The sequence below is a fragment of the Coprococcus hominis (ex Arizal et al. 2022) genome (assembly GCF_040094675.1).
Classification (GTDB): Bacteria; Bacillota; Clostridia; order Lachnospirales; family Lachnospiraceae; genus Coprococcus_C; species Coprococcus_C hominis.
On the sequence record NZ_JBBNHG010000036.1, the window covers coordinates 1 to 24,633 of the forward strand.

The window sequence follows — 24,633 nt, forward strand, 5'->3', positions numbered from 1 at the left end:
TAAAGAGAAGCAAGCAGGTTGGGTAGAAAATGGCAGAGCGGGAGAAAATCCCCAACCGGAAGGTAAAGAGAAGCAAGTAGGTTGGGTAGAAAATGGCGGAACGGGAGAAAATCCCCAACCGGAAGCTACAGAGAAGCAAGCAGGTTGGGTAGAAAGTGGTAGAGCGAGAGAAACTCCCCAACCGGAAGCTACGAGAAGTAGTGCTCGATGATATGTAGGACAAGTTCAGAATCAAGTGGCGTTTGAAGCGACTCATATGTAAGAATCAAATTGCCGTCAGGATAGATATTGTTCCGGCAATAACGTCGGATTTTCGTTAAGGCATTGTCGAGATAGTCTTCCTCCCCCATCATTCCTAAGTGCTCCCAATAATATATTTTCTTTGTGACAGGATGTCGGATCGTGAAGTCCGGATAGACAGTATGAGATCCAAGTTGCAAACATGCTTCATATCGAAAAGGAATTTGCTTTGAAAATAGGGCATTGGCAATAAGAACTTCTGATTTGGAACGTACCAGAATCCCCGCATAAGTATTATGAATTAATTTTTCTGGATAGTTATTGGATCTTTGATAGTCGGTTGTTGACCATGAAACTTCATCATTGAAAACTGCTGAAAGTAGAAGATTGTGATAGGAAGAATCTGGAGATAGAAGTTTGTCAATTCTTCGTGTGTGTGGTGGTGCAATTTTCAAGCATTTTTTTAGAAATGTAATTTCATCCAAATCATCTTTTAGACGGGCGAGATAGTATTTTTTCTGCATTAATTTATTGGCTAATTTCTCTTGTGAGCGTGGCAGATAGTTTCGTTTCCCTTCAGATATTAAGTACCATCGAATGTATTGTTTGTCGCGTTCACAAGATATGTTTTCCTCTGGTAGATTCTTTAGCTTTTGCTGTATCCAGTGTACTTCAGCTAATAAATGTTCGAGTTCCTTTTGCATTTTTTGTACGTCCATAAAAACCTCCGTTGTTAAATAAAATAATTATAGTTTTTGAAATTGACTAGGAACATGACAGGAAACTGATAGAAAATGTCCCTAGTCAGAAAGAAAAATATGGGACCGGGGGAAGTAGAATCCGGGTCAGAAAAAGTGTTATGACATGACATAGTTTGATACAATTATGCCTGTTTCGTTATAATGTTCATTATGTAATAAAATAATGGGTAAAAATAAGAACATGTAGATAAATTCACTTTAGAAATTAAATGAATTAACCATATAGACAATAGCATGGATTATGATTGCTTGTAAAGAACTTTTTGAGTAAAAAATGCAAGTTTAGGAGATTTGCACAAATTCAAGTGGGAATATGCTGGGGGAAAATGGAGAAAATATAAGATTTGCACTAAACGAAGAACGAGTGATGAGGTTGCAACAGAGAAAAATCAAAAATATGTGATGAAGTTACAATATAGTAAATCCCAAAAGTATGTGACAGAGTAGTGGTAAAGTAAACCAAAAGGGAAAAAGCTCCAAATTGTAAGGAGTTTAATTAGGTTTATTAAAGTAGGTAATCTGTCAGAAACAAACTTAATTCCTTAAAATGGAACGCTCAATTATTCGGATAGAATTGGTTTCATGGACGCCGACATCATGCAATATCCAGATATATTACAATCGTATAACATGGAAACATTTGCATCTGAAATTCCACCGATGGCGTACACTGGAATAGAAACAGCATTGCAGATTGACTTCAGCCAGTCAATACCTCTTCCCGGAAGCCCTTTTTTACAATCCGTTGTAAAGATATGTCCGGCGGTGATGTAATCTGCACCATGTGATTCTGCAAAGACTGCGTCCTCTACACTGTGGATAGAGGTTCCGATCCTTTTGATGTGCGGATATTTTCTTCGGAAGCCGTCAGAAGATGTTGTTGCGGATGTAGTATTCTCATGGGACAGACCATTATCTGAAGTTATAACAGAGGTACCATGAGTCAGATCGTTATTTGAAGTTATAACAGAGGTACCAGAAGCATCAGAAGCCAGGACAGAACTATTAGATAGGGAATTCTGAAAATTATTTTGTCCTGAATTGCCTGATTGACAAAGTAAATTCGTAAACATGAAAAATGGCAGATGCAGATCTGTACCAAATTCTTCGGCAACCGCTGGAAAATTGTGTACAATGATGCGGGAGGACATTATGTTGAATCCATCGGAGCATATTGATTTTGTGAGGGTAGAATTATCTGATCTTGAGTTAATGGTGAGCGGATTCTTTGGAGATGTACAGTTATTGGAGGTCAAGTTAGTTGCGGAGCGATAGGAATGTTGGGCAGAGAAAATATCAGCGATAAATTCATGGTATTCCTCTACGCTTAGATCCTTTTCACGAACTAGAATTTTATCGTAAGAATTATTGTTTAGAAGCACACGAATCTGGCGGGATAAGCAAGTGAGCGGTGTGTCCTCTGCACTTGCTAAGCCTGCCTGTTTGTATAATTCATAACATATAGTCCGGTTTGTTACTGCGATTCGTGTTTGTGTCATCATATTCTGTAATCCTTTCGAAAATATCATTTGATAATTGTAAATATTCCCTAGTCTTGATATGTCCGCTATGGCGTAGGTTGGATAAAAATCCGGACTGTAGGAAAATTCCCCAACAAGTAGGCGATTCGGTCATGACGAATTGGGTGAAAAATTCATCTTGTAGAAAAATTCCCCAACAAATCGGTGATTCGATCATGGTAAATTGGGTAAAAAAATGAATAGTGCAAAAATTCCCCAACAAAGAGGCAATCAAGCCATGTCAAGTTGGGTGAAAAAATGAATAGTACAAAATTCCCCCAATAAATAGGTAATTAGAATATGGCAAGTTGGGGAGAAAATCCGTATTGTAGGAAATCTCCCCAACAAAGAGGCAATCAAGCCATGTCAAGTTGGGTGAAAAATGGAAATAGCCCAAATTCCCCCAACAAACTGGTAATTAGACCATAGCGAAAACATGCTACCAGTCTAAATTAGAATCCCCACAACCTAATTATGATACTCCTCCGTGTACAAGTAGTCGTTCAATACCGGCTGCATGCCCTGGGCGCGGATGGCATCGTAGATTTCCTCGAAGCTGCGGCTGTCAGCAATCTCAAACTGCTCATCACCAGCATCTGTCGCTGTCTCATCCACTGATTTGGAGCTATTCTCACATGCCTGACCAGCATCAGTCTTTGCCCCGTCGTGTGCTTCGTATTTCTCCTTGTGGTCACCGATACCGGTCGATACACCTGCGGAAATCTTAGTTGCGGCGATGCGGATGATGCCATCGCGGAAACGCGCTTCCTCGCGGGAAGAAACCGTGATTGCTGCAAATGGAAGGAACAACCGGTAAGCACATAATATCTGGCAGAGGACATTTTCATGGACATCCTTTGGATTGATCTTGTCGTTGTTGATGATCGGGCGCAGACGCGGACAGGAAATAGACATTTCTGCATGCGGGTATTTGCGCTGTAAATAATATACGTGCAGAGCTGTTGCAAGAGCATCTGTGTGGTAATCATCGAGCCCCAGCAAAGCGGAGAATCCGACACCGCGCATGCCACCGCGAAGTGCGCGTTCCTGCGCGTCAAAACGGTATGGCCATACACGCTTGTGCCCCATCAGATGAAGCGTCTCATACTTGTCTGGGTTGTAAGTCTCCTGGAAGACAGTGATGTAGTCGGCACCGCACTCATGCAGATAGTGGTATTCGTCAGTATTGACCGGGTAGATCTCCAGACCGATATTCCGGAAATATTTCCGCGCCAGCTTGCACGCTTCGCCGATGTATTTCACGTCACTTACGGCGCGGCTCTCGCCGGTCAGCATCAGGATTTCCTCAATGCCGGAATCTGCGATGACCTTCATCTCTGCTTCCATTTCTGCTTCGGAAAGCTTCTTTCTGTGAATGTGGTTGTAGCAGTTGAAACCGCAGTACACACAGTAATTCTCGCAATAGTTCGCAATGTATAGCGGGGTGAAAATGTATACACAGTCGCCGAAATGTGCCAACCGCTCCTTCTGTGCCAGAGCAGCCATTTCCTCCAAATGTGGAAGTGCGGCAGGGGATAAAAGTGCTTTGAAATCTTCAATGCCACAGTGTCCCTGCTTCGCATTTGCAAGGGCTGTGCGGACATCCGCATCAGTGTAAGCGTTGTAATCATAGGACTGCATGGCTGCGCGCACCTTGTCCTTGATATCAGAATCCAGCACTTCCATGCCGTCCATATATTCCATATGGTTGGTACGGGATGCCGGGTTTTCCTCCAAGTCCTTCTTGCGCTTCTGCGCTTCCGGAGAGAGGTAGGAATTATCTATTGTATATTCTTGTTCCATTCGTTATTTTCCTCCTATCGCAAAAATCCGGTCAGAGGATCGGAAGCTGCGCCGCCCTTGTCGAGTACGCGCCCAGGTCCTGCCAGATAAGCTTTACGACCGGCGATGATCGCATCCTTAAATGCGCTTGCCATCATCGGGATATCACCGGCAGTTGCAATCGCGGTATTTGCCATGATGGCAGCGGCCCCCATTTCCATTGCTTCACAAGCCTGTGAAGGGCGTCCGATACCGGCATCGACGATGATCGGGAGGTCGATCTCATCAATCAGAATCTGGATGAAATCTTTCGTTGCAAGACCCTTGTTGGAACCAATCGGCGATGCGAGCGGCATGATACAGGCGGCGCCTGCATTTGCCAGATCACGGGCAACATTCAGGTCTGGATACATGTAAGGCATAACGACAAAGCCTTCGTTCGCGAGGACTTCTGTCGCTTTGATCGTCTCCTGATTGTCAGGAAGCAGGTATTTGGAATCGCGCATGATCTCGACCTTGACGAAATCAGTGCCAGCCATTTTACGGGCGAGGCGGGCGATACGGATTGCTTCCTCTGCATTTCTTGCGCCGGATGTGTTCGGCAGCAGCGTTACGTTCTTCGGGATAAAGTCCAGAATATTCTCTTCTGGTCTGGTATTGGCACGGCGCAGGGCGAGCGTGACGATCTCGGCATCGGCATATTCGACTGCCGCACGGATCAGGTGGGAATTGTATTTTCCAGAACCTAAGATAAAGCGGGAATGAAACTCATGTCCGCCAAGCATGAAAACATCGTTGTTATTCTCCATATTTGAAACCTCCGTTTATAAAATATCAAAAAAGCCACGCGAAAAAACCACACCCGTGGTGGTGTGCCCCTTCGCGCAGCCATATATGACAAACACTCTGCTATTATTATAGACATTATACGGAATATGTCAAGCCGGAAGCAATCGCGAGCACACATACAAAAATACAGCATGCTGCTCCGCGTTTGTACATATAATAAAACGAGCAAGAAAAGGGTTGTTGTATATGAAAGTATTTCCATATATTTTAGTGGCGGTTGTTTGTGCAATCGTGGTGCCGTGTCTCGTCACATTCTGCGTGAATGGAAAGCAGGGGGACGGGACTGCCTCGCTGGAACGCATTTCAACCGGGAGAGATGTGCTGGTGCAGACGAAAGCGGGAAATGAGCTGGTGGATGTGGAAAAATATGTAGCGCATATCATGCCGGGAATCGTGGATGCAAGCGCGGATGACAGCTATTTGCAGGCACAGGCGGTCGCGCTTCGGACGAAGGTGTATTATGCGATGGGAGACGCGACCGTAATACAGGCGTCAGATCTGGAATTTCAATATTATACGGAAGAAGATTATATCGCAAAATGGGGCAGGGAGAATTACAAATCCGTCAAGGCGCGTTATGAGCGTGCGGTGATCGCCACCAAAGGAAAAATAATCGAGCAAAAAGAAAATAATTGAATAAAAGGAAAATAATGTGTCCATACTAGCATTAGCAAATCAAAAGGAGGCAGAGTATGGACCGATTCAAAGAATTTTTGCGGACAAAGGGACTGTATATTGCGATAGGCACAGGCGTTCTGGCGTTCGTTGGTCTGATGGTAATCTATAATTACAATACTTACAAAAGCGAGTTTGGAGTAGACAAGCAGACGGTGGATCTGAATGCACCGGAGGTAACAGAAACAACGGAACAGGTTGCTGAGACAAAGGTGGAGATGCCGGAAACCGCGGAGGCAAATTCCGATGAAGCAGTTGCTGGTGATACCGATGCGGACAATCAGACAGCACAGGAAATAGCTGCAAATGAAGATGCACAAAGTGTGGATACAGAAAACAGCGCAAATGAAAGCGCACAAAATACAGATGAAAGTACAAGTGACAGCAATGCATCATCTGAAGAGACTGCAGAGACAAGCAGTGATGGCGTGATCGTCAATGAAGATGGTGTGGTTGTTGCGAATGCCTACAACGAAGGTGGCACGCTCGTATGGCCAGTAGATGGAAAGGTCATCTTGCCATACAGCATGGACACAACCGTATACTTCAAGACACTTCGTTCTTATCGTTGCAATCCGGGTATCCTGATCGCTGCAGATGAGGGAGAAAATGTATTGGCAGCCTATGAGGGCGTTGTCGAGTCTGTCAGCGAGGACAAAGAGCATGGAACGACGGTGACTGTAATCATGGGAAATGGATTCAAAGCAATCTACGGACAGTTGATGAATGTCACTGTCGCCGAGGGTGATACGATTACAACCGCGCAGAATATCGGCGAGGTTGCTTCTCCAAGCAGTTACTATACCGAGGAAGGTACACATGTATTTTTCGAGCTGATGAAGAATGGCGTGCCAATCAACCCAATGATTCTGATGCAGTAGTACTGATTATTGGGTGACTGTTGGGTAAAAAATGCAGTAGAATAAAAATTCCCCAGTTGGAAGCTGGCTAGAAAGTGGCTGATTGGGGAATAAATTCATATAACAAAAAATTCCCCAACCGGAAGCTGCTTGAGAGCGTAAATGGTTGGGGATTTTTTGTTTTTACGTATAATTTACCCAGTAAAACAGACACAGAAGTCAAATATTGGGGAAATTGTTATGAACCGGCGATTTTTCATCAATTACAGTTCAACACCAATTATGATTTATCACCCATCAAAGTTCATCGTCGACACAGTCTGCGCACTCTTCACACAAACCGGTAAACAATACAGATACGCCATCCACGCGGCATGGTGAGATTTCTGCAGCCTGTGCAATCAGATCATCCTCGAAATTCATATGGATATCACGCACGGCACCGCATTTCGTACATAAAAGGTGGGCATGTGGGTCGGTGCAGGCGTCGTAGTGATCGGTTTTTCCGTCTACATGCAGACGCAGAATCCTGCCGGACGCTGCCATCTGGTTTAAGTTCCGGTAGACCGTACCGAGACTGATCGTTGGGAGGTCGTTCCGCAAATACTGGTAGACAGCATCCGCAGTCGGGTGATCGGTTCTGCCCGTCAGAAAGTTTATAATTGATTCTCGTTGATGACTATATTTGCTTGTTGCCATAGATACCTCCGTTACTATATATACTAATACACTGTATGCACAATATATGAGCTAACACACTCTGAACAATATATGAGTTAACGTACTCTGCACATTATCTGTATACGAATAGTATTGATACTATATCATAAAATAGTAATAATTCTTATTATTTAGTATAGTGAATAATACACATTCTGTCAACCAAAAAATTATATAACACGAGGAAAAGAATCTAGTAAAAACATAGAAAATCACAAGTATTTGTAAGTATTTGACTGATTTCGATTGACATAAAATTCCATCATTGTTATAGTAAATCTGTGTTGTTTACTAAATAAATATTTACCTGATAAAAGGAAGCGAATATATGAATTTCGGTATGATAACCGATGAATTAAACATGCAGGAGACGAAGCAGGTCATTCACTCCATTTTAAATGCCGGATGTGAGGCAAGCATCGTCATTGACCGTTCCAGCTTTGAGATTCTGTATCAGAATGACAAGGCGATTGAATTGATGGGAAATCGTGTCGGCATGATTTGTCATGAGGTGCTTTGTACGAAGGAAACTCCGTGTATGGACTGCCCGATGCAGCATATCAAGACACAGGCACCGCTGGTGCGGGAGCGTTATGAGGAGCTGCTTGATGGCGTGGCAACGTGGCGTTATCATGATATTGCATGGTTTGACGGTAGAGACGCTGTGCTTGCAACATTGGTCGCACTTGGCGACAATGAGCAGGTAGTTATGCAGAATATGATGGAGCAGGCAGTCAAGCTGATAAACCATACACCAGACGAGGTGGACAAGCTGACTGGCATTTCGAACCGGATTCGGTTTTATGATCAGACGCAGGTTGCGATTCAGGATTTATACAATAATTATGCAATTGTGTTGTTAGACATTGAGCGTTTTAAGAATATTAACGATATCCACGGTATTGCGGAGGGCGATCAGGTGCTCCGTTTTGTAGCGCGGGTATTGCAGGAGACATATGGCAATCAGAACAATTACGCAAGATTGCATTCGGATATGTTCGTCTTTTATATGAGCTATGATAAAAAGGGCGAGATCATCAAAGAGATTGAGAAGCTGCGCAAGAAGATCAGCAACAATCCATTCCAGTATGATATCGTGACAAAGTTCGGTATTTATCTGGTGAACGACCGAAGTATTCCGGTGAATCTGATGTGCGACCGTGCGATGATGGCAGAGCGTACCGTAAAGGGTAATATCATGAAGTTCTGTGCATTTTATGATGAGCATTACCGCGAGGAGATGCTACGTGCCGGACAGATCGAGCAGGATATGGAGAAGGCGCTGACCGAGCATCAATATCAGATGTATCTGCAGCCGAAGTATCGTTTGAAGGACAACTCCCTGTGTGGTGCCGAAGTGCTTTGCAGATGGCAGCATCCAGAGAAGGGCTTGATCCCGCCGAACGATTTCATTCCGTTATTTGAGAAGAACGGCTTTATTTTGAAGTTGGATGAATACATGTGGGAAGAGGCGTGTAAGAATATCCGCCGCTGGTTGGATCAGGGACGTTCGGTTGTGCCGATATCCGTGAATATATCGAGATATCATATTCAGCACAACGATCTGGAAAAGGCGTTGATGGAGCTGATCCACAAATACGATCTCACACCGGATATGCTGAATCTGGAGATCACAGAATCTCTGTTTTTAGACAAGCCGGAGGAGCTGAATCGTGTGCTTGACCGTCTTCAGAAGCTGGGATTTAAGCTGGAGGTGGACGATTTTGGTTCCGGATTCTCCTCATTGAATCTGATTCGAAATATCTCGGTCGATACGATCAAGATTGACAAGGAATTCCTTGATAGTGAGATCGCTTCGGAGAAGGGCAAGATTGTGGTAAATCACACCATCGGTATGGCGAAGGATCTGCATTTGCAGGTAATCGCGGAAGGCGTCGAGACAAAGGCACATGTGGATTTCCTGAAGAATTCTAACTGTGATATCGCGCAGGGATTTTATTTTGCAAAGCCAATGCCTGTACCAGAGTTTGAGCGGATTGCCTTTTAACCCCGCTTATTAAAAATACGAATACTAGCTTGACATATAGTATAGGGCTGTTGTATATTTTCTGTATGAGAGTCACTTAGCCGATATGCAAGTGCAGTTATAAAATGAAATGTAAAAGGAGACTAATAGTATGTTAGAAAAGTTAAAGGAAATTATTGCAGACCAGCTTAGCGTTGACGAGAGCGAAATCGAACTCTCAACATCTTTCAAGGATGATCTTGGCGCAGATTCTTTGGATCTTTATGAGCTTGTTATGGCTTTGGAAGAGGAGTATGGTTGTGAGATCCCTGCAGATGACGTAGCTGCTATGGCAACTGTAGAGGATGTTGTTAATTACCTTAAGAACAACGGTATCGAGGACTAATCGGGACTTAGGACCGAATTTCTACATATGAGGGCATCACCTGTCGGGTGGTGCCTTTTTTATGTGGTGACTGCATACAAAAACAGCGGCTGCACGATGTGCAGCCGCTGCTATTTTTATCTGTGAATTGTCTCGTTAGTTATCAATTAACCAAGAACAACCTCAACCTTATGAGCCTTGCCATCACCAGCAACAGGGATTACATTTCCGTCGATTGCCTTGCCATCAACAGTCATGCTCTTAACACCCTTGCATACGTGATCTGGGTTCTTAACCTCGATATCATATGTGTCGCCACGGAACTGACGGGAAGCCTTCAAACCATCCCAAGCAGAAGGGATAGAAGGATCAATCTTCAAACCGTCGAAGTCAGGCTGTACACCAAGGATGTACTGGGAGATAGCTACCATGTTCCAAGCAGCTGTACCTGTCAGCCATGAGTTCTTACCCTGACCGAAGTTCTTGCCTGTCTGACCGATATCAGAACCAGCATCCTTACCACCGATCATCTGTCCATATACATATGGCTCTGTCTTGTGGATATCAGATGTCTCTTCTGTAAATGCAGGAGCGATCTCTGAGTAGTACTTGAATGCCTGATCACCCTGACCAGCGTAAGCAGCAGCACAGATGATCCATGCATTGTTGTGTGTGAAGATACCAGCGTTCTCTTTGTATCCGCCCGGATATGTAGAGATCTCACCGTACTGGATGTAGTACTTTGTATAAGCAGGGTTGTTCAGTACAAGACCATGCTTTGTATTCAGTCTCTCATCGATGGCTGCAAGTGTCTTCATATCACAGCCCTGATCCTTACCAATCTCAGACATGATTGCGAAGCCCTGTGGCTCGATGAAGATCTTACCTTCTTCACATTCCTTAGAACCCATCTTCTCGCCGTTTGCATCGTATGCACGGATGAACCAGTCGCCATCCCAAGCGGATTCCATGATGTTTGCTTTCATCTTATCGATTTCAGCCTGAGCAGCTGTTGCCTCGTCATCCTTGCCAAGGTGCTTCAGGATAGATACATAGTTTGGACCTGCATATGTGAAGAGTGTAGCAACCATAACAGACTCAGCAACCTTAGAGTAACCGCCTTCAGCAGCGAACTTAGGGTTTGTATATGTCTGGAAGCTCTCACCTGGTGTGTCAGAGTAGCATGACAGGTTGATACAGTCATTCCAGTCTGCACGCATTGCAAGTGGAAGTCCGTGAGGTCCAAGATTATTTACGATCTTGTAGAAGGAAACCTTCAAGTGATCAAGCATTGGCTTTGCCTTAGACTCGTCGTTATCATAAGGAACCATCTCATCGAGGATACCCCAGTCACCTGTCTCCTTGATGTAAGCGGAAACAGAAAGGATCATCCACAATGGATCATCGGAGAAGTCACCACCGATATCGGAGTTACCCTTCTTGGTCAGTGGCTGATACTGATGGTAGCAACCGCCATCCTCAAGCTGAGTTGAAGCGATATCAATAATTCTCTCTCTTGCACGGTCTGGAATCTGGTGAACGAAACCGAGGATATCCTGGTTTGAATCACGGAATCCCATACCACGACCGATACCTGATTCGAAGTAGGAAGCAGAACGTGAAAGGTTGAATGTAACCATACACTGATACTGGTTCCAGATATTAACCATACGGTTAACCTTGTCATCTGGTGTGTCAACATTTAAGATTCCAAGGAGATTATCCCAAGTAGCCTTCAGCTCTGCAAGACCAGCAGCAACCTTCTCAGGTGTGTTGTACTTGTCCATCATAGCAAGAGCCTTTACCTTATTAATAGTCTTACCATCTGCTTCGAACTTCTCCTCAACTGGCATCTCTACATAACCAAGGATGAAGATGAGTGTCTTAGACTCGCCCGGAGCAAGTGTGATCTCTTTATAATGAGAAGCGATTGGTGACCAGCCATCTGCAAAGGAGTTGTTAGCCTTACCAGCTTCAACTGCCTGTGGATTGTGGAAACCATTGTACAAACCGATGAATGCATCACGGTCTGTATCGTAACCATCGATGGTGTCATTTACAGAATAGAATGCGTAATGATCACGTCTGTCTCTGTACTCAGTCTTGTGGTAGATGGTAGAATCCTTTACCTCTACACGACCAGTACTGAAGTTTCTCTGGAAGTTTGTGCAGTCGTCCTGTGCATCCCACAGACACCACTCAGCAAATGAGAAGAAGGAGAATGTCTTAGCTTTGTCGCTCTCATTTGTCAAAACTACCTGCTGTACTTCTCCGTCGTAATTCTGTGGTACGAAGAATGTTACTTCAGCCTTCAGGTCGTTCTTCTTACCTGTGATTACTGTGTAACCCATACCATGACGGCACTCATAAGCATCCAGCTCTGTCTTCACTGGAGACCAGCCCGGGTTCCAGATCGTACCGTTCTCATTGATATAGAAATAACGTCCACCCATATCAATAGGTACGTTGTTGTAACGGTAACGAGTGATTCTTCTAAGACGAGCGTCTTTGTAGAAGGAATATCCTCCGGCAGTGTTGGAAATCAGGGAGAAGAACCCCTGTGTGCCTAAGTAATTGATCCATGGATATGGAGTTCTAGGCGAAGTAATGACGTACTCACGATTTGCGTCATCAAAGTAACCAAATTTCATGTATAATACCTTCCTTTCATAAAACACTGCCCTCATTATATAATAAAAATAGTCAAAGCACAACAAAAATTCTCGCATTCAGGCAACAAATTGCACAAACGAAAAATGCAGAAAGTATGCCAGAAAACTCCCTATTTACAAGGACGAATACCAATTATGACAGATTAAGTGTCAATTTTGCAAGGTCTATTGCAATTCACAAATTGCTATACTATATTTTTGGAGATGAATGGTAACAAAAGATAAAATTTCCGGGCGTGGCGTCCGGTGACAGGGAGAAATGGGAAACATGGCAGAGAAAAAGTTCAAAATTCAGCACTGGCATATTGTCGCAGTGATGCTTATGGTGTACGATACAGTTGTAGTTAATTTTGCGTATGCGGTTGCATTGTGGCTGCGGTTTGACTGCCGGTTCTCAGCAATCGATATCAAATATCTGGAAGCGTGGATTATATATATACCGGTTCGAATGGTTATCACGCTGACAGTCTTCTGGCTCACAAGTATGTACAAACGAATATGGCGGTTCCTTGGCATCCGTGAATTACTGCCAATGACGAACGCGACATTGATCGCAGGACTGATCAATCTGTGTGGAATCACGATCTTCCTGCAGCGTATGCCGATTTCCTACTATATATTAGGATTTGTTCTGGAATATGTATGTGTGATCGGACTGCGGTATTCGTATCGTATCTTTGTCACAGAACGAAACCGGGCACATGGCAAGCAGGTGGACAATGTCATGGTTATTGGAGCCGGTGCGGCAGGACAGACGCTGATGCGAGAAATCCAGCGGTCATCCAAGCTCAACAACATGCGTGTGAAATGTTTTATTGATGATAATAAGAACAAGAATGGACGTTTTATCGAGGGTGTTCCGGTAGCAGGAACAAGAGACGATATATTTGCTGCATAAGATCGATCAAATCATCTTTGCTATTCCAACGGCAACAAAGGATGAGCGTCGGGAGATACTTAATATATGTAACGAGACGGATTGTGTTGTGAAGACCGTGCCAGGTATCTACCAGATTGTGGATGGTGATGTGAAGCTGAGTAAGCTCCGGCCGATCTCTATGGAAGATCTGCTCGGAAGAGAACCGATCAAGACAGATCTTGCTAGTATAACCGGCTATATCGAGGGCAAACGTGTGCTGGTAACCGGTGGAGGCGGCTCGATCGGAAGTGAGCTTTGCAGACAGATCGCGGCAAGCCGGCCGGAACGACTTATCATCTTTGATGTATATGAGAACAATGCATACGAGATTGAACAGGAATTACGACATAACTTCCCGAAACTGAATCTGACTGTACTGATTGGATCGGTACGTGACAGCTGCAGAATCGAGCGTGTGTTTGAAGAGTATAAACCGCAGATCGTCTACCATGCGGCGGCACACAAGCATGTGCCACTCATGGAGGGAAGTCCTTGCGAGGCGATCAAAAACAACGTATTTGGCACTTATAAAACCGCACTTGCGGCAATCCGAAATCACTGCGACCGTTTTGTGCTGATCAGTACAGATAAAGCAGTCAATCCGACAAATGTCATGGGTGCGAGCAAGCGTATGTGTGAGAAGATCAATCATCACATAAGTCCGATTCAGGATGAATATATTGGGAAGTATCTGGCAGAGAAAACGTTAAATCTGACAGCTACATTGGATGCAGAGGAGGCTTATGCGGGGGCAGATTTTGTTGTGATTGCGGCACCGACGAATTATGACAGTCAGAAGAATTTCTTCGATACATCTGCAGTAGAATCGGTCATTGAATTGGTAATGAAGTATAATCCATCTGCAATTATGGTAATTAAGTCCACAATTCCGGTGGGATATACGAAATCCATCCGGAAGAAATATTGTTGTGAAAACATTATTTTCAGTCCGGAATTTCTGCGGGAATCAAAGGCGTTGTATGATAATTTATACCCAAGCCGTATCATTGTTGGAACGGATATGGATGATGAGAGACTGGTTGCGGCGGCACATACATATGCGGGGCTGTTGCAGGAAGGCGCAATCAAGGAGAATATTGACACGCTGATCATGGGGTATACGGAAGCAGAGGCGGTCAAGCTTTTTGCAAATACATATCTGGCACTGCGTGTATCGTATTTCAACGAGCTCGACACATATGCGGAGATGAAGGGCTTTGATACGCAGCAAATCATCAATGGTGTGTGTTTGGATCCGCGAATCGGCACACATTACAATAACCCAAGTTTTGGTTATGGAGGATATTGCCTGCCGAAGGACACAAAGCAGTTGTTGGCGAACTATCAGGATGTGCCGGAGAACCTGATTGAAGCGATTGTGGAATCAAACCGGACGAGGAAGGATTATATTGCGGATCGAGTGCTGGAGATTGCTGGAGCGTATGGACCGAATGAAGACTACGATGCTTCGAAGGAAAAGGAAGTTGTCGTTGGTGTGTACCGCTTGACGATGAAAAGTAATTCGGATAATTTCCGGCAGAGTTCCATCTAGGGAGTCATGAAGCGGATCAAGGCGAAAGGCGCAACCGTGATCGTGTATGAGCCGACTTTGGAGGATGGTAGCACATTCTTTGGCGGCAGAGTTGTGAATGATCTGGCGCAGTTCAATGATCTGTCGCAGGCGATCATTGCGAACCGGTATGATGCTTGTCTGGATGATGTGGCGGACAAGGTGTATACGAGAGATATATTTAGGAGAGATTAGGGATGGGAGACCGTCGGGAGCGTAGTGCTTTCGGCGGTTTTTTTACGTTTTTAAAATTTATTTTCGCCTGTACCCCGCATTCTTGCGTGCTTTTCCTAAATGTTCCAAACTTACGCTTTACAATGTATTTTCACCTGTGATATGGTTTTTGTGTCGACAAGGTTGGATGGATGAACCATCACCCCGGGGCAATACAGGAGGAGTGTATGGCGAAGATGGAGTTGAACAGGCAGGAAGAGTATCTGAATCGGATTGACAGACTGAAGCTGATGGATGATGACTTCTTTTCCGAGGCGCTGGATGGAAAGGTTGAAGCGGTAGAATTTATTTTGCAGGTGGTGCTGGAAAAAATTGTAGATTTGTGTAGAATAATGGTTATAAGACATGTGTGGGAGCATGACTTATAGGGGTGAGGGGAATTCTATATAGTTATCGTTCTTATTGCAAATTCTTTTTTCTAGAAAAAATGTCGATAGTTGAGAACCTCTGAAAAATTCCCATGTACGAAAGTGAGACAAAATTCGCATTTAAAATTGTGATGATGATTTGTCTGTCGTATGCAGCACAGTAGTTGTTACTTTTGTTTGATACACGGCGGGAATAGTAGAGCTGAATAGTTTTGAAGATTATACAAGGGGGATAAAATGACTTTATTTTTGATTGGAAATGGTTTTGATTTAATTGTGGTATGAATACGAGATTCTCGGATGGTTAATTCAGATTCGAAATCTCCTATTATTGAGGCATTCAAAAGAGAAATATCATTGGATATAGATCGTTGGGGTGATTTCGAGATGGAGATGTGTGATTATGCGCAATCCCTAAAAACGGAAAAAGAGTTTGTTGAATGTGTCAGGGATTTTTCTGTATATATGAGAGAATATCTAGATAGAGAACAGAAACTTTTTTTCAAAAGGATAAATGATGAAGCAAAAGAAAAAATAATTCATGATGAGATGGTGGATTCGTTTTCTGGGTTTTACAAAGGAATATCTCATAATGTGAATTCTACAATGAGTATAAGAGATGCAGGGCTGCGTAGAAATATCCAGGCGATTTCGTTTAATTACACAGAGGTTTTTGATTATGCTATGGAGAAAGCGTTTGATCAATATTCATATCGGGCACCTCAGATAATCCATATTCATGGTAAATTAGGGGATGATCCAACGTTAGGAATTGACAATGAAAATCAATGGAAAGCAGCATATCCTCTATCAAGAAATGGAAAAAGAGCGTTTGTTAAACCTTTTTTTAATGAAGAATATGACAGGATGCGGGTTGTTGAGGCGGTGAATATAATCAATTCTGCGGATACGATTTGTACATATGGTTTGGCGCTGGGAGAGTCGGATTTAACATGGAGAAATGTGTTGATTGATTGGCTTCAGAGAAACACGAAAAATCATTTATTTGTTTATAGATATGGGATATCTCAGAAAACTTATTTATTAGGAAATGTGGAGAAATGTATTCTTTGTCACAGGATAGTTTGTTAACGCAGGCAAATCTTGTTATGGTAAAGTGTGAGGAGGCGAGTAGAGAAAGTTTATCAAATTGAATATAAAATAAAGTTTTGAATATAATAAATATAAAAAACTGTTGAAAATATTACTTATAAGTTATATTATAACAATACGAAGGAGGAGACTTGGGGTGTGGAATTAGAACAATTACTTATTGAAGAATTAGAAGAGACAATTTCAAGTGTAAAGAAAGAGTTTCGAAAAGCAGTTGATGAGGCGTGGAGGGAAAATGCGCCTTGGCAGAGATATCAGAAAAAGTTGATTGCAGATCTGGCAGTTTTAGAACAGGAAAAAGATCGAGCGATTGATTTGCCGCAATTTGAAAAGTTAACGGGATTTGACAAACTATATAGTATTAGACATCCAGAATCCAGGAAAAATGTAAGAGTACTTTATACGATTGAAGATGATACCATAATACTGCTTACGGCCTTTTTAGAGAAAAGTGCTGGAGATTATCAGAGAGCGATTGAAACTGCTCAAAAGAGGCTAAAATGGTTGTTTAGTTAACTTAATAGGATTATAGATGGAGGATATGAAAATGGGAATTGCAGAAAAGATTGCAAATGCAAAGAAGTCAAATTGGGTTTCAGAAGGTATTTCTAAGTCTGAAGTAAAAACGATTGTTGAGTTAGCAAAGATTTCTGCGCAGATTGAAAGATGCAGACTTGACATGGGCATGACACAACAAAAGTTTGCTGAATATATGGGCGTAACGCAGGCAATGGTTTCTAAGTGGGAAAGTAGGGAATATAATTTCACGATAAGAACATTAAATGAAATTTGTCAAAAGACAAACTTGAAATTATTTGTTAGTTTGGATAAACCATGTGTAAAATCTGATTATAATATTGTGGAATGGGAGAGCGAAAAGGTAGGAAAGAAAAGACGGGATAATGGTTATTTACGACTTGTATATGATAAGGGGGCGATTGCATAATGGAGTTAAATCGAATTGCAACAGGAATAAAGTTAGTTGGTACAACGATTAAAGAGATTTCTGTTGAAAATAACATAGTGAATGTTCAAAAAGAGGCAAAAAGAAGTTTTGGTCTTAATATTAATGAGCCTAGTTTTGAAAATATTGACGAAGGCCTTTTTTCGCAAATGGCTATAGATTTTGAAGTAGAGATAGAGCAGGCAGAAGATCGAAATTTTAAATTAGAACTATCTTTAGAAGGAGCATTCCTATCAGAAAAAAATACTGAGGAAGAAGATTTTAAACAGCTTGTAATCATAAATGGAGCTGCAGCTCTGATTAGCATTGCAAGAGGAAAAATAGAATCGATAACATCTAATATTTTTGACAGCGGAAAAGTTGTTATTCCGTTTGTAAACGTAATTGATTACTATAAAGGTTTGTCAGAATAATATTTGACTAAGCTATAGGTCAAAACACATCAAATTAAAACAGTAACGCAAAATACCGTGTGGATTCCCCAATCCACACGGTATTTCTATATAAAACACACATCTGAGCTGCTTCCGAACATCAGCAACTCATCCTCTCCCCAAGATGTCCAAAGGTGTTTGCTTTGAACACATTTATCGTAACATAAGTGGAAGAAAAAACAAGGGGGGTGGCACAATTGACGCGCTGGAGAGCATATTTTTTCACTTTCGTGCATTTTCTGCTATATTTCATGCAGAATCGTCAAGCCAGGTTTTTGTAATTTTGATAAAAAATACAGGTTATATCTGAGGATAAAAACTTGTGCTATACTACACAAGGAAAGGGGAAACATATGGATCTCAATCAGATATTTATAAAATATTATCCAGAGTGGACCGCGTTTGAAGCGGTTGTATTTTTCTCGGTTTTGATAGGAGTAACAGCCATTTTATTGATACAAGTGCTACGCAAGCATATTCGTTGGGTGCAGGCGGTTTCAGTGTTATTGCTTGTGACATATCTGATGCTTGTATTTGGTTCGACTGTGTTTATGCGGCAGCCAGGGACAAGGCAGGCGGAGTATGAATGGTTCTGGTCGTGGAAGGTAGTGTATCATGCCTTTGAAGAGGGATATACACATAGCTTGTTTTGGGAGATTCTGCTGAATATTGCGTTGTTTGTTCCGATTGGTGCATTGCTGCCGCTTGCGAGTGGACGGAAACGAGGTATTTGGCGGGCGTTGGTTACTGGAATTCTGATTTCTACAAGTATTGAAGGCTTGCAGCTTTGGCTGTGCCGGGGCTTGTTTGAATTTGATGATATCTTTGATAATACACTTGGGTGTGTGTTGGGACAAGCAATGATTGGAAATCCTGTTACATATCTTCTTATGAAAATTTCCGCCCCACCCAAATGTAAAAATTAAATTATTCCAATCAAGTACCCCCTGCTATTTTATTGTAGCTTCACGTATTCCAATGGATCAACAACCTCATCATTCACCCGCATTTCAAAATGCAGATGTGGTCCGGTGCTGTTTCCGGTGTTGCCGGAGAGTCCGAGCAGATCGCCTTGTGCGACCGTCTGTCCGACTTCGACAGAAGTTTCAGACAGATGTCCGTAACGGATGACCATGCCATCGCCGCAGTCCACATAGACACTGATGCCGTAGCCGCCGTTCCAACCGGATTGTATGACGGTTCCGGCGGTGCTGCTCTTGACAGGCGTGCCGACATTGACCGCGAGGTCGATTCCGTTGTGCGTTCTGCCCCAGCGCGGACCGACGTAAGAAGTGATGACGTAATCATCGACCGGAATCAGAAAGTCCGGTCGCTCCTTTGTTCCGACATGTACCTCGCGGGCAATCGCGGGCGTGATGACGCGGGAATCGATGATCTCCTCGGACACAGCGTGTCCATTTAAATAGGTGATCAAAGCAGTTGTTTCCTGCTTGCCAGCGGTGCCTTCCTGTGTGACGACGATCTCGCCCTGATAGAGGGAATCATCGTAGACGGTGTTGCAGGAATCATAATAAGGAACGATTTCCTTTACACTTTGCAGGGATGTTCCGGTTAGTCTGTATTCTTTTTGCGGTAATTTGATCGATGGAAATTCGCGTGCCTGACTCATCAGACAGACGAGCAGACTGCTTCCCACCAAAGTAAATGTCAGTAATTTTTGTCTTTTGTAGGAAAACTGAAATTTATGTTTCATGATTTGCTCTCCTACGGAATATGTACTTGCAGTCAGTGTTCCCATATATGGCATACGCTATTCAAATATATGGAAAATGTGACGATATATTGAAATGTACGATAACAAATTCGTAACAATTTTATTGTAGTGTTACAAATCTGTGATGTAAAGAAAATGCGTGTACAAAATTCTGACAGACAGCGGCAAAATTCTTGTTCGCGCATGCGCTTTGTGATAAACTAAAACATGAGTGAGTACAGAAGATGGATGCTGGAAATGCGGCATTGGATTACGACAGAGGGAGTTGCAAATGGCAAAAAATTTGATTGATATAGAAGATATTCCACCACAGCTTGCGAACAAGGTCAAGCAGGATCTGCGTTTTAAGACGGGGAATTTTGTGTGGCGCGTGCGGTTCAATATTCCGCTGGACCCGCATACGGTGAACAAGGATACGATGTATGTGACGAATTCGCAGAACCAGAAGCTGCGATCCTATATCCGTTATGATACGAAAAATGAGATTATCGAGGTGGAACCGCTGGAGCCGTATTCGACGAACGAATACTATTTCCTGACGATCACAAAAAATGTGAAGTCGAGAGGCGGACAGTCGTTGAAGGAGCCAGTGCAGATCAAATTCAAATTATAAAAGTACAGATAATAAATTACAGGGACCGAAACAAATCGGTCCCTTTTTATAAAAATGCAACCGCGCGGGTGGTATCTTAGCAAGGGGGAGAAATGGATGGTAAAACTCGAAAAGACTTGTGAATAATCGGTTGCATGCGTGCCTATCCATATCATACGCAAAAAGCATGTCTTGTGTTCTTTTTTCCTAGACATAGTATGGTCGATGTGCTATTATTTTATGTGATTTGAAATGAAATTTTTTGAGTGAAACTGCACGAAAGGTGCAGTCTTGAAAAGGAGGAAAAAACAATGAGTTATTCCGCAGAGATTATTGATTATAAAGGGAAAGAGGCAGTTGCACTGACAGCAGGAAAGTACAAAGCAATCGTGGCACCTTTTTTAGGCAGTAATGTCATCCGTATGCAGGATGTTGAAAATGACATTGAGATTTTCCGTTATGACGAATCCCTTTCTGTTGAGGATCTGAAGAAGAGCCCGGAGGTGTATGGACTTCCGACCCTGTATCTTCCAAACCGCCTTGCAAATGGCGTGCTGAAGGTAAGCGATGCAACCTATCATTTTCCATTGAATGATCCGCTTGGCAACCATATTCATGGTTTCCTGCATAAGCGTGAGCATACACTTGTGAGTGCAGCCGTGGACGGCAAGAAGGCAATCGCAAAGACAGAGTACATATATGACAAGAACGATGAATTTTTCGAGACATACCCAGTCAGCTTCAAGGCAGAGTTCACATTTACTTTGTCCGATGACGGTCTGGAGTATGCATTTACAATGACAAATACATCTGACAAGCAGATGCCATATGGTATGTGCAACCATACAACGATTAACGGACCTTTCACAAAGGATGGAAATGGTCTGGATATGCGTCTGTATATCCCGGTTGGCGAGAAGTGGGAGCTTTCAAAGTCCTGCATTCCGACAGGTGACATGCTCGTACAGACAAATCACGACAGACAGTATCTGACTGGTTCACAGGTTCCAGTGCTGCATGATATTGACAATGACGTATTCTTTGCAGAGGAAGGAAGTCTGGATGGCAAGCCATTCTATGGCGCAGTGGCAACGGATGCTGCAACAGGCAAGCGTATCTGCTATGAAGTATGTAAGGACTTCAAATTCTGGGTTGTATGGAACGATCATGGAGACAAAGGATACTTCTGTCCAGAGCCTTGCACATGGATCATCGATGCACCAAACCAGCCAATCCCAGCAGAGGAATCTGGTTACAAGGAGCTTGCACCGGGTGAATCTCATACGGTGACGGAGAAGATCTATACCGCGTAAGCGTGTGGTGACAAGGGAGGGTTATTTATGAATAAGAGAAGAGTATGGGCACTTGTGCTTTCAATCGTGATGGTGCTGTCTGTATTTGCATATGTCCCGGTTCAAAATGTGGAAGCCGCAGGGGTTTCGGTACAATACAAATCACACGTTCAGACATTTGGTTGGGAATCTGCATGGAAGCGTGATGGAGAAGCCTCCGGAACAAGCGGAAAAGCAAAACGGCTGGAAGGAATCCGGATCACAGTCTCCGGAGATAATCTGGGGGTCCGTTATACAACACATTGCCAGACATATGGCTGGCTCCCGTGGGTTTCGAATGGTGAGATGAGCGGAACACAGGGCGAAGCAAAGCGTCTGGAAGCGATTAAAATTGAGTTAACCGGTGCAAATGCACAGAATTACGATATTTATTATCGTGTGCATGCACAGTCATATGGCTGGCTTGCCTGGGCAAAAAATGGACAGGCAGCCGGAACAGCAGGGCTTGCTAAGCGGTTGGAGGCAATTCAGATTGTTGTTGTCGCAAGGGGAACAACGGTTCAGAATAATGTCAATGGTATCGTAAGCAGGTATGGGAGAAACTACGTATCGCTCAATGGCGCCTCTGATGTGAATGTCGGAGGTCGGGAGACGACCAACATTACATATCGTACGCATGTACAAAGCTATGGCTGGCAGGGATGGAAGAACAACGGAGTGATGGCAGGTACAAGCGGACGTGCAAAACGCCTGGAAGGTATAGAGATAAAACTTACCAATCAACAATATACGGGAAATATTGTGTATCGCACACATGTACAAAGCTATGGCTGGGAGTCCCGCTGGAGAATGAATGGCGAGATGTCCGGAACAAGCGGGCAGGCAAAACGGCTGGAGGCAATCCAGATTTACCTTACTGGAGAACTTGCCAATCACTATGATGTTTATTACCGCGTACATGCACAGTCGTATGGCTGGCTTGGATGGACAAGAAATGGAGCAGCTGCTGGAACGGCCGGATATGCAAAAAGGTTAGAGGCAATCCAGATCGTTCTTGTTCAAAAGAACGGGGCGGCTCCGGGAAATGTTGCAGGTATCGTATCTACAGTTGGAACGGGTTTTGTGAACCGGCCTGAAATTGCTTTGCCGGAAAATCCGGTATCAAACGGAAGCACCGGTTCAAACGGAACATCGGGTTCAACGGGCTCAACCGGAGCAAACAAGAACGATGTTACCAGATATTCATATGAAATCGTTCCTCTGCTGGAGCCTTTCAATGAGTATTTCTATGTGAAGACGAATAATCCGGATGTTTCCTATGTTCGTTTTGAGGATAAAAACAGTAAGTATAAGGCCGGAAAAGGAGCTTATCTTATCCCGACGACCCGGAGATTTTTCGATGTCAAATACGAGAATAAAGAAACCGGACGTGTGAAGGGCGGATATATATTCGAGATGTCTGAATCGGGTTCCGATGGCGGAGCATATACATTGCAGCAGGCTGATCGTGCCTATAAAGTCACTTATTCGGGAAATGTGTCGTATTCAACAATGCCGGTTTATACGGATACACCGGTTCAGGTTTCCTGCAAATCGGTGGAGAGTCTGACCGATTATCTGATTAACAATTACACGGATAAATCAAAAGGCTTGTTCGACAATCTGCAAAGTGTGAACTCAGCGTTGGGGCGGCTTTCTGTCTATCCGAAAAACATCGTTGACACATCGAAGCCGGATCCGAATCGCCCGTATCCGCTGCTGGCAACATCTCCATACCCGGAATTGTCTTTGAATGAACACTATTCGATGTGGCAGTCGGCGGATGAGATGATGTTCCTGGAATACCTTCATCCGATGGTGTTGTCATCCGTAGGAGTTCCGGGCGTTATGGCGAATGTAGCGAAAGCGTTGCAGCCGGATTGTACGGTTTCGTCAGGCTCGGCGCATTATCTGGTCGATGTAACATGGAACGGAACAACGAAATCATATGGTGGTGCCGGAAACGGAAATACGGATCCGGTTATGTCCAAATATATTGAAAGTTTATTTACCTTTGACGGTGGAGCGAATGATTACGCATTTTCTTCGTCCCTCGATAAACTGGAAAGGAAAATTCATCAATATGAGAAACAATCGACCGATGAGTTACAGACATATCGGAATCAGTTGTCCGGAGATGAATTTGAGAAAAAGATTGGCGCAGGCAATTGGCTGAAGGTTGCTGCTGAGGGCTGGGGATATGGAACGGCATATACGTATGTGAGTGCATATACAGGTGTTGGAAACGGCGTCCACCATATGGAGGATGTATGGGTGGACGGAAGATATGTCAATAAGAATAACTGTATTGACCTGAAGGCAACTTATGCACAGCATCCGACTTCGGATATTCTTGTCCGGAATAAAACATTTACAAATGCATCCGGCAAAACCGTCACACAGGATGTCCTGTATGAATATGATGCGCAACGAGGTGGCTGGTATGCAGTGAAGTCGTATTACGGAAGAAACTGGTGGTATTCAGATTCATATGATAAGCTTCCGGCTGACATGAAACTATCCAAAGAACAGGTCGCAAATATGCGGGTTGATAGTAACGCAGGGAAGTTGCCGGAAACCGGTCTGATCTATGATGGGACGGTAGCACCCGGGACACCATTTTTCAATTAAATGATGAAATATTATACATGTGCTTGTACCGGTAAGCAGTGACAGATGCGCATGAGATAGTAATGAAAAAGCATGGTTGGTTCATAATGAGCCGTCCATGCTTTTTGCATTTAATCTTCATGCAAACACCAAGCATTGCGTCTTGGACATTGCGTTTCAGACATTGTGCTTCAGGCATTGCGTCTTGGACATTGTGCTTCAGACACCATGCAGCTTCTTAATGATTGGGCGGACTGTGCCGATATAAAAGACAGAGAACCAGTTCGGGCAACCGGAACGCAGGATCGGAACGATGCAAGATAGGAATAATAT

23 protein-coding genes and 1 pseudogene are annotated in these 24,633 nt (G+C 43.5%); 17 read left to right on the plus strand and 7 right to left on the minus strand.

What is annotated here, in order from left to right; all coding sequences use genetic code 11:
- On the plus strand, positions 1–211 hold a 211-nt coding region (locus tag AAAT93_RS10590), incomplete at its 5' end, for a hypothetical protein (RefSeq protein ID WP_227573258.1).
- Here the strand turns inward: AAAT93_RS10590 and AAAT93_RS10595 are convergent.
- The 4 genes from AAAT93_RS10595 to AAAT93_RS10610 all read right to left on the minus strand — a co-directional run bounded on the left by AAAT93_RS10595 (position 189) and on the right by AAAT93_RS10610 (position 5,112).
- A complete protein-coding gene (locus AAAT93_RS10595; RefSeq protein WP_196020579.1) occupies positions 189–959 on the minus strand; it encodes an ATPase in 771 nt (256 codons plus the stop codon). The two genes, AAAT93_RS10590 and AAAT93_RS10595, sit on opposite strands and share 23 nt — an antisense overlap.
- A gap of 602 nt (positions 960–1,561) precedes the next feature.
- A complete protein-coding gene (locus tag AAAT93_RS10600; protein ID WP_227573257.1) occupies positions 1,562–2,503 on the minus strand; it encodes a thiamine phosphate synthase in 942 nt (313 codons plus the stop codon).
- A 486-nt stretch (positions 2,504–2,989) separates the two neighbouring features.
- Positions 2,990–4,324: a 2-iminoacetate synthase ThiH gene (gene thiH, locus AAAT93_RS10605; RefSeq protein ID WP_227573256.1), complete on the minus strand. Its 1,335-nt coding sequence runs from the start codon at positions 4,322–4,324 to the stop codon at positions 2,990–2,992.
- Between the two features lie 14 nt (positions 4,325–4,338).
- Positions 4,339–5,112, minus strand: a complete 774-nt coding sequence (locus AAAT93_RS10610; protein WP_021984912.1) for a thiazole synthase — start codon at positions 5,110–5,112, stop codon at positions 4,339–4,341.
- Between the two features lie 226 nt (positions 5,113–5,338).
- Between AAAT93_RS10610 and AAAT93_RS10615 the strand changes: the two genes are divergently transcribed.
- Complete coding sequence (locus tag AAAT93_RS10615; RefSeq protein WP_118374236.1) at positions 5,339–5,788, plus strand: SpoIID/LytB domain-containing protein; 450 nt, start codon at positions 5,339–5,341, stop codon at positions 5,786–5,788.
- Positions 5,789–5,844: 56 nt separating this feature from the next.
- The gene (locus tag AAAT93_RS10620; RefSeq protein WP_195541177.1) at positions 5,845–6,708 is read left to right on the plus strand and encodes a peptidoglycan DD-metalloendopeptidase family protein; all 864 of its coding nucleotides are present in this window, start codon (positions 5,845–5,847) and stop codon (positions 6,706–6,708) included.
- A 276-nt stretch (positions 6,709–6,984) separates the two neighbouring features.
- On the opposite strand, the gene AAAT93_RS10625 is transcribed toward AAAT93_RS10620, so the two are convergent.
- Positions 6,985–7,386 carry a Fur family transcriptional regulator gene (locus tag AAAT93_RS10625; RefSeq protein ID WP_117780873.1) on the minus strand — a complete coding sequence of 134 codons (402 nt, stop codon included), beginning with the start codon at positions 7,384–7,386 and terminating at the stop codon, positions 6,985–6,987.
- A 349-nt stretch (positions 7,387–7,735) separates the two neighbouring features.
- On the opposite strand from AAAT93_RS10625, the gene AAAT93_RS10630 reads away from it, so the two are divergent.
- Both AAAT93_RS10630 and acpP read left to right on the plus strand, forming a co-directional pair.
- Positions 7,736–9,415: a putative bifunctional diguanylate cyclase/phosphodiesterase gene (locus AAAT93_RS10630; protein WP_227573255.1), complete on the plus strand. Its 1,680-nt coding sequence runs from the start codon at positions 7,736–7,738 to the stop codon at positions 9,413–9,415.
- 130 nt (positions 9,416–9,545) lie between these two features.
- Entirely contained in the window at positions 9,546–9,779 is a 234-nt protein-coding gene (gene acpP, locus AAAT93_RS10635; protein WP_021984907.1) for an acyl carrier protein, read from the plus strand.
- A gap of 146 nt (positions 9,780–9,925) precedes the next feature.
- Here the strand turns inward: acpP and AAAT93_RS10640 are convergent, their stop codons facing one another.
- The gene (locus AAAT93_RS10640; RefSeq protein ID WP_118734607.1) at positions 9,926–12,409 is read right to left on the minus strand and encodes a GH36-type glycosyl hydrolase domain-containing protein; all 2,484 of its coding nucleotides are present in this window, start codon (positions 12,407–12,409) and stop codon (positions 9,926–9,928) included.
- A 289-nt stretch (positions 12,410–12,698) separates the two neighbouring features.
- Between AAAT93_RS10640 and AAAT93_RS10645 the strand changes: the two genes are divergently transcribed.
- The 8 genes and pseudogenes from AAAT93_RS10645 (at position 12,699) to AAAT93_RS10680 (ending at position 18,958) form a co-directional block, all read left to right on the plus strand.
- Entirely contained in the window at positions 12,699–13,328 is a 630-nt protein-coding gene (locus AAAT93_RS10645) for a nucleoside-diphosphate sugar epimerase/dehydratase (RefSeq protein WP_227573254.1), read from the plus strand.
- A 160-nt stretch (positions 13,329–13,488) separates the two neighbouring features.
- Positions 13,489–15,114 (plus strand): annotated as a pseudogene (locus tag AAAT93_RS10650) (nucleotide sugar dehydrogenase).
- A 206-nt stretch (positions 15,115–15,320) separates the two neighbouring features.
- A complete protein-coding gene (locus AAAT93_RS10655; RefSeq protein ID WP_021984901.1) occupies positions 15,321–15,521 on the plus strand; it encodes a hypothetical protein in 201 nt (66 codons plus the stop codon).
- A gap of 300 nt (positions 15,522–15,821) precedes the next feature.
- Complete coding sequence (locus AAAT93_RS10660; protein ID WP_021984900.1) at positions 15,822–16,613, plus strand: AbiH family protein; 792 nt, start codon at positions 15,822–15,824, stop codon at positions 16,611–16,613.
- 159 nt (positions 16,614–16,772) lie between these two features.
- Complete coding sequence (locus tag AAAT93_RS10665; RefSeq protein WP_176934011.1) at positions 16,773–17,150, plus strand: type II toxin-antitoxin system RelE/ParE family toxin; 378 nt, start codon at positions 16,773–16,775, stop codon at positions 17,148–17,150.
- 31 nt (positions 17,151–17,181) lie between these two features.
- Positions 17,182–17,580, plus strand: coding sequence for a helix-turn-helix domain-containing protein (locus tag AAAT93_RS10670; RefSeq protein WP_021984897.1), 399 nt, complete (start codon positions 17,182–17,184; stop codon positions 17,578–17,580).
- Complete coding sequence (locus AAAT93_RS10675) at positions 17,580–18,011, plus strand: protein-export chaperone SecB (protein ID WP_021984896.1); 432 nt, start codon at positions 17,580–17,582, stop codon at positions 18,009–18,011. The genes AAAT93_RS10670 and AAAT93_RS10675 overlap by 1 nt, the downstream gene beginning before the upstream one ends.
- Before the next feature lie 374 nt (positions 18,012–18,385).
- Entirely contained in the window at positions 18,386–18,958 is a 573-nt protein-coding gene (locus tag AAAT93_RS10680; RefSeq protein WP_118734611.1) for a VanZ family protein, read from the plus strand.
- A gap of 29 nt (positions 18,959–18,987) precedes the next feature.
- On the opposite strand, the gene AAAT93_RS10685 is transcribed toward AAAT93_RS10680, so the two are convergent.
- Positions 18,988–19,746, minus strand: coding sequence for a M23 family metallopeptidase (locus AAAT93_RS10685; protein ID WP_181985530.1), 759 nt, complete (start codon positions 19,744–19,746; stop codon positions 18,988–18,990).
- 292 nt (positions 19,747–20,038) lie between these two features.
- On the opposite strand from AAAT93_RS10685, the gene AAAT93_RS10690 reads away from it, so the two are divergent.
- The 4 genes from AAAT93_RS10690 (at position 20,039) to AAAT93_RS10705 (ending at position 24,624) form a co-directional block, all read left to right on the plus strand.
- Positions 20,039–20,380, plus strand: a complete 342-nt coding sequence (locus tag AAAT93_RS10690; protein ID WP_021984893.1) for an Ig-like domain-containing protein — start codon at positions 20,039–20,041, stop codon at positions 20,378–20,380.
- 290 nt (positions 20,381–20,670) lie between these two features.
- A complete protein-coding gene (locus AAAT93_RS10695; RefSeq protein ID WP_021984892.1) occupies positions 20,671–21,672 on the plus strand; it encodes an aldose 1-epimerase in 1,002 nt (333 codons plus the stop codon).
- A 27-nt stretch (positions 21,673–21,699) separates the two neighbouring features.
- Entirely contained in the window at positions 21,700–24,321 is a 2,622-nt protein-coding gene (locus tag AAAT93_RS10700; protein WP_118374229.1) for a hypothetical protein, read from the plus strand.
- A 165-nt stretch (positions 24,322–24,486) separates the two neighbouring features.
- On the plus strand, positions 24,487–24,624 hold the full coding sequence (locus AAAT93_RS10705; RefSeq protein WP_227573253.1) for a hypothetical protein: 138 nt from the start codon (positions 24,487–24,489) through the stop codon (positions 24,622–24,624).
- The last annotated feature ends 9 nt before the right edge of the window (positions 24,625–24,633 follow it).

What these genes read in the sequence shown, in the direction of transcription:
- AAAT93_RS10610 (WP_021984912.1), bottom strand. Translation starts at nt 5,112, where the DNA reads ATGGAGAATAACAACGATGTTTTCATGCTTGGCGGACATGAGTTTCAT.
- AAAT93_RS10695 (WP_021984892.1), top strand. Translation starts at nt 20,671, where the DNA reads ATGAGTTATTCCGCAGAGATTATTGATTATAAAGGGAAAGAGGCAGTT.
- AAAT93_RS10685 (WP_181985530.1), bottom strand. Translation starts at nt 19,746, where the DNA reads ATGAAACATAAATTTCAGTTTTCCTACAAAAGACAAAAATTACTGACA.
- AAAT93_RS10680 (WP_118734611.1), top strand. Translation starts at nt 18,386, where the DNA reads ATGGATCTCAATCAGATATTTATAAAATATTATCCAGAGTGGACCGCG.
- AAAT93_RS10600 (WP_227573257.1), bottom strand. Translation starts at nt 2,503, where the DNA reads ATGATGACACAAACACGAATCGCAGTAACAAACCGGACTATATGTTAT.
- AAAT93_RS10615 (WP_118374236.1), top strand. Translation starts at nt 5,339, where the DNA reads ATGAAAGTATTTCCATATATTTTAGTGGCGGTTGTTTGTGCAATCGTG.
- AAAT93_RS10675 (WP_021984896.1), top strand. Translation starts at nt 17,580, where the DNA reads ATGGAGTTAAATCGAATTGCAACAGGAATAAAGTTAGTTGGTACAACG.
- AAAT93_RS10625 (WP_117780873.1), bottom strand. Translation starts at nt 7,386, where the DNA reads ATGGCAACAAGCAAATATAGTCATCAACGAGAATCAATTATAAACTTT.
- AAAT93_RS10645 (WP_227573254.1), top strand. Translation starts at nt 12,699, where the DNA reads ATGGCAGAGAAAAAGTTCAAAATTCAGCACTGGCATATTGTCGCAGTG.
- AAAT93_RS10700 (WP_118374229.1), top strand. Translation starts at nt 21,700, where the DNA reads ATGAATAAGAGAAGAGTATGGGCACTTGTGCTTTCAATCGTGATGGTG.
- AAAT93_RS10595 (WP_196020579.1), bottom strand. Translation starts at nt 959, where the DNA reads ATGGACGTACAAAAAATGCAAAAGGAACTCGAACATTTATTAGCTGAA.
- AAAT93_RS10660 (WP_021984900.1), top strand. Translation starts at nt 15,822, where the DNA reads ATGGTTAATTCAGATTCGAAATCTCCTATTATTGAGGCATTCAAAAGA.
- AAAT93_RS10655 (WP_021984901.1), top strand. Translation starts at nt 15,321, where the DNA reads ATGGCGAAGATGGAGTTGAACAGGCAGGAAGAGTATCTGAATCGGATT.
- thiH (WP_227573256.1), bottom strand. Translation starts at nt 4,324, where the DNA reads ATGGAACAAGAATATACAATAGATAATTCCTACCTCTCTCCGGAAGCG.
- AAAT93_RS10640 (WP_118734607.1), bottom strand. Translation starts at nt 12,409, where the DNA reads ATGAAATTTGGTTACTTTGATGACGCAAATCGTGAGTACGTCATTACT.
- acpP (WP_021984907.1), top strand. Translation starts at nt 9,546, where the DNA reads ATGTTAGAAAAGTTAAAGGAAATTATTGCAGACCAGCTTAGCGTTGAC.
- AAAT93_RS10630 (WP_227573255.1), top strand. Translation starts at nt 7,736, where the DNA reads ATGAATTTCGGTATGATAACCGATGAATTAAACATGCAGGAGACGAAG.
- AAAT93_RS10670 (WP_021984897.1), top strand. Translation starts at nt 17,182, where the DNA reads ATGGGAATTGCAGAAAAGATTGCAAATGCAAAGAAGTCAAATTGGGTT.
- AAAT93_RS10620 (WP_195541177.1), top strand. Translation starts at nt 5,845, where the DNA reads ATGGACCGATTCAAAGAATTTTTGCGGACAAAGGGACTGTATATTGCG.
- AAAT93_RS10690 (WP_021984893.1), top strand. Translation starts at nt 20,039, where the DNA reads ATGGCAAAAAATTTGATTGATATAGAAGATATTCCACCACAGCTTGCG.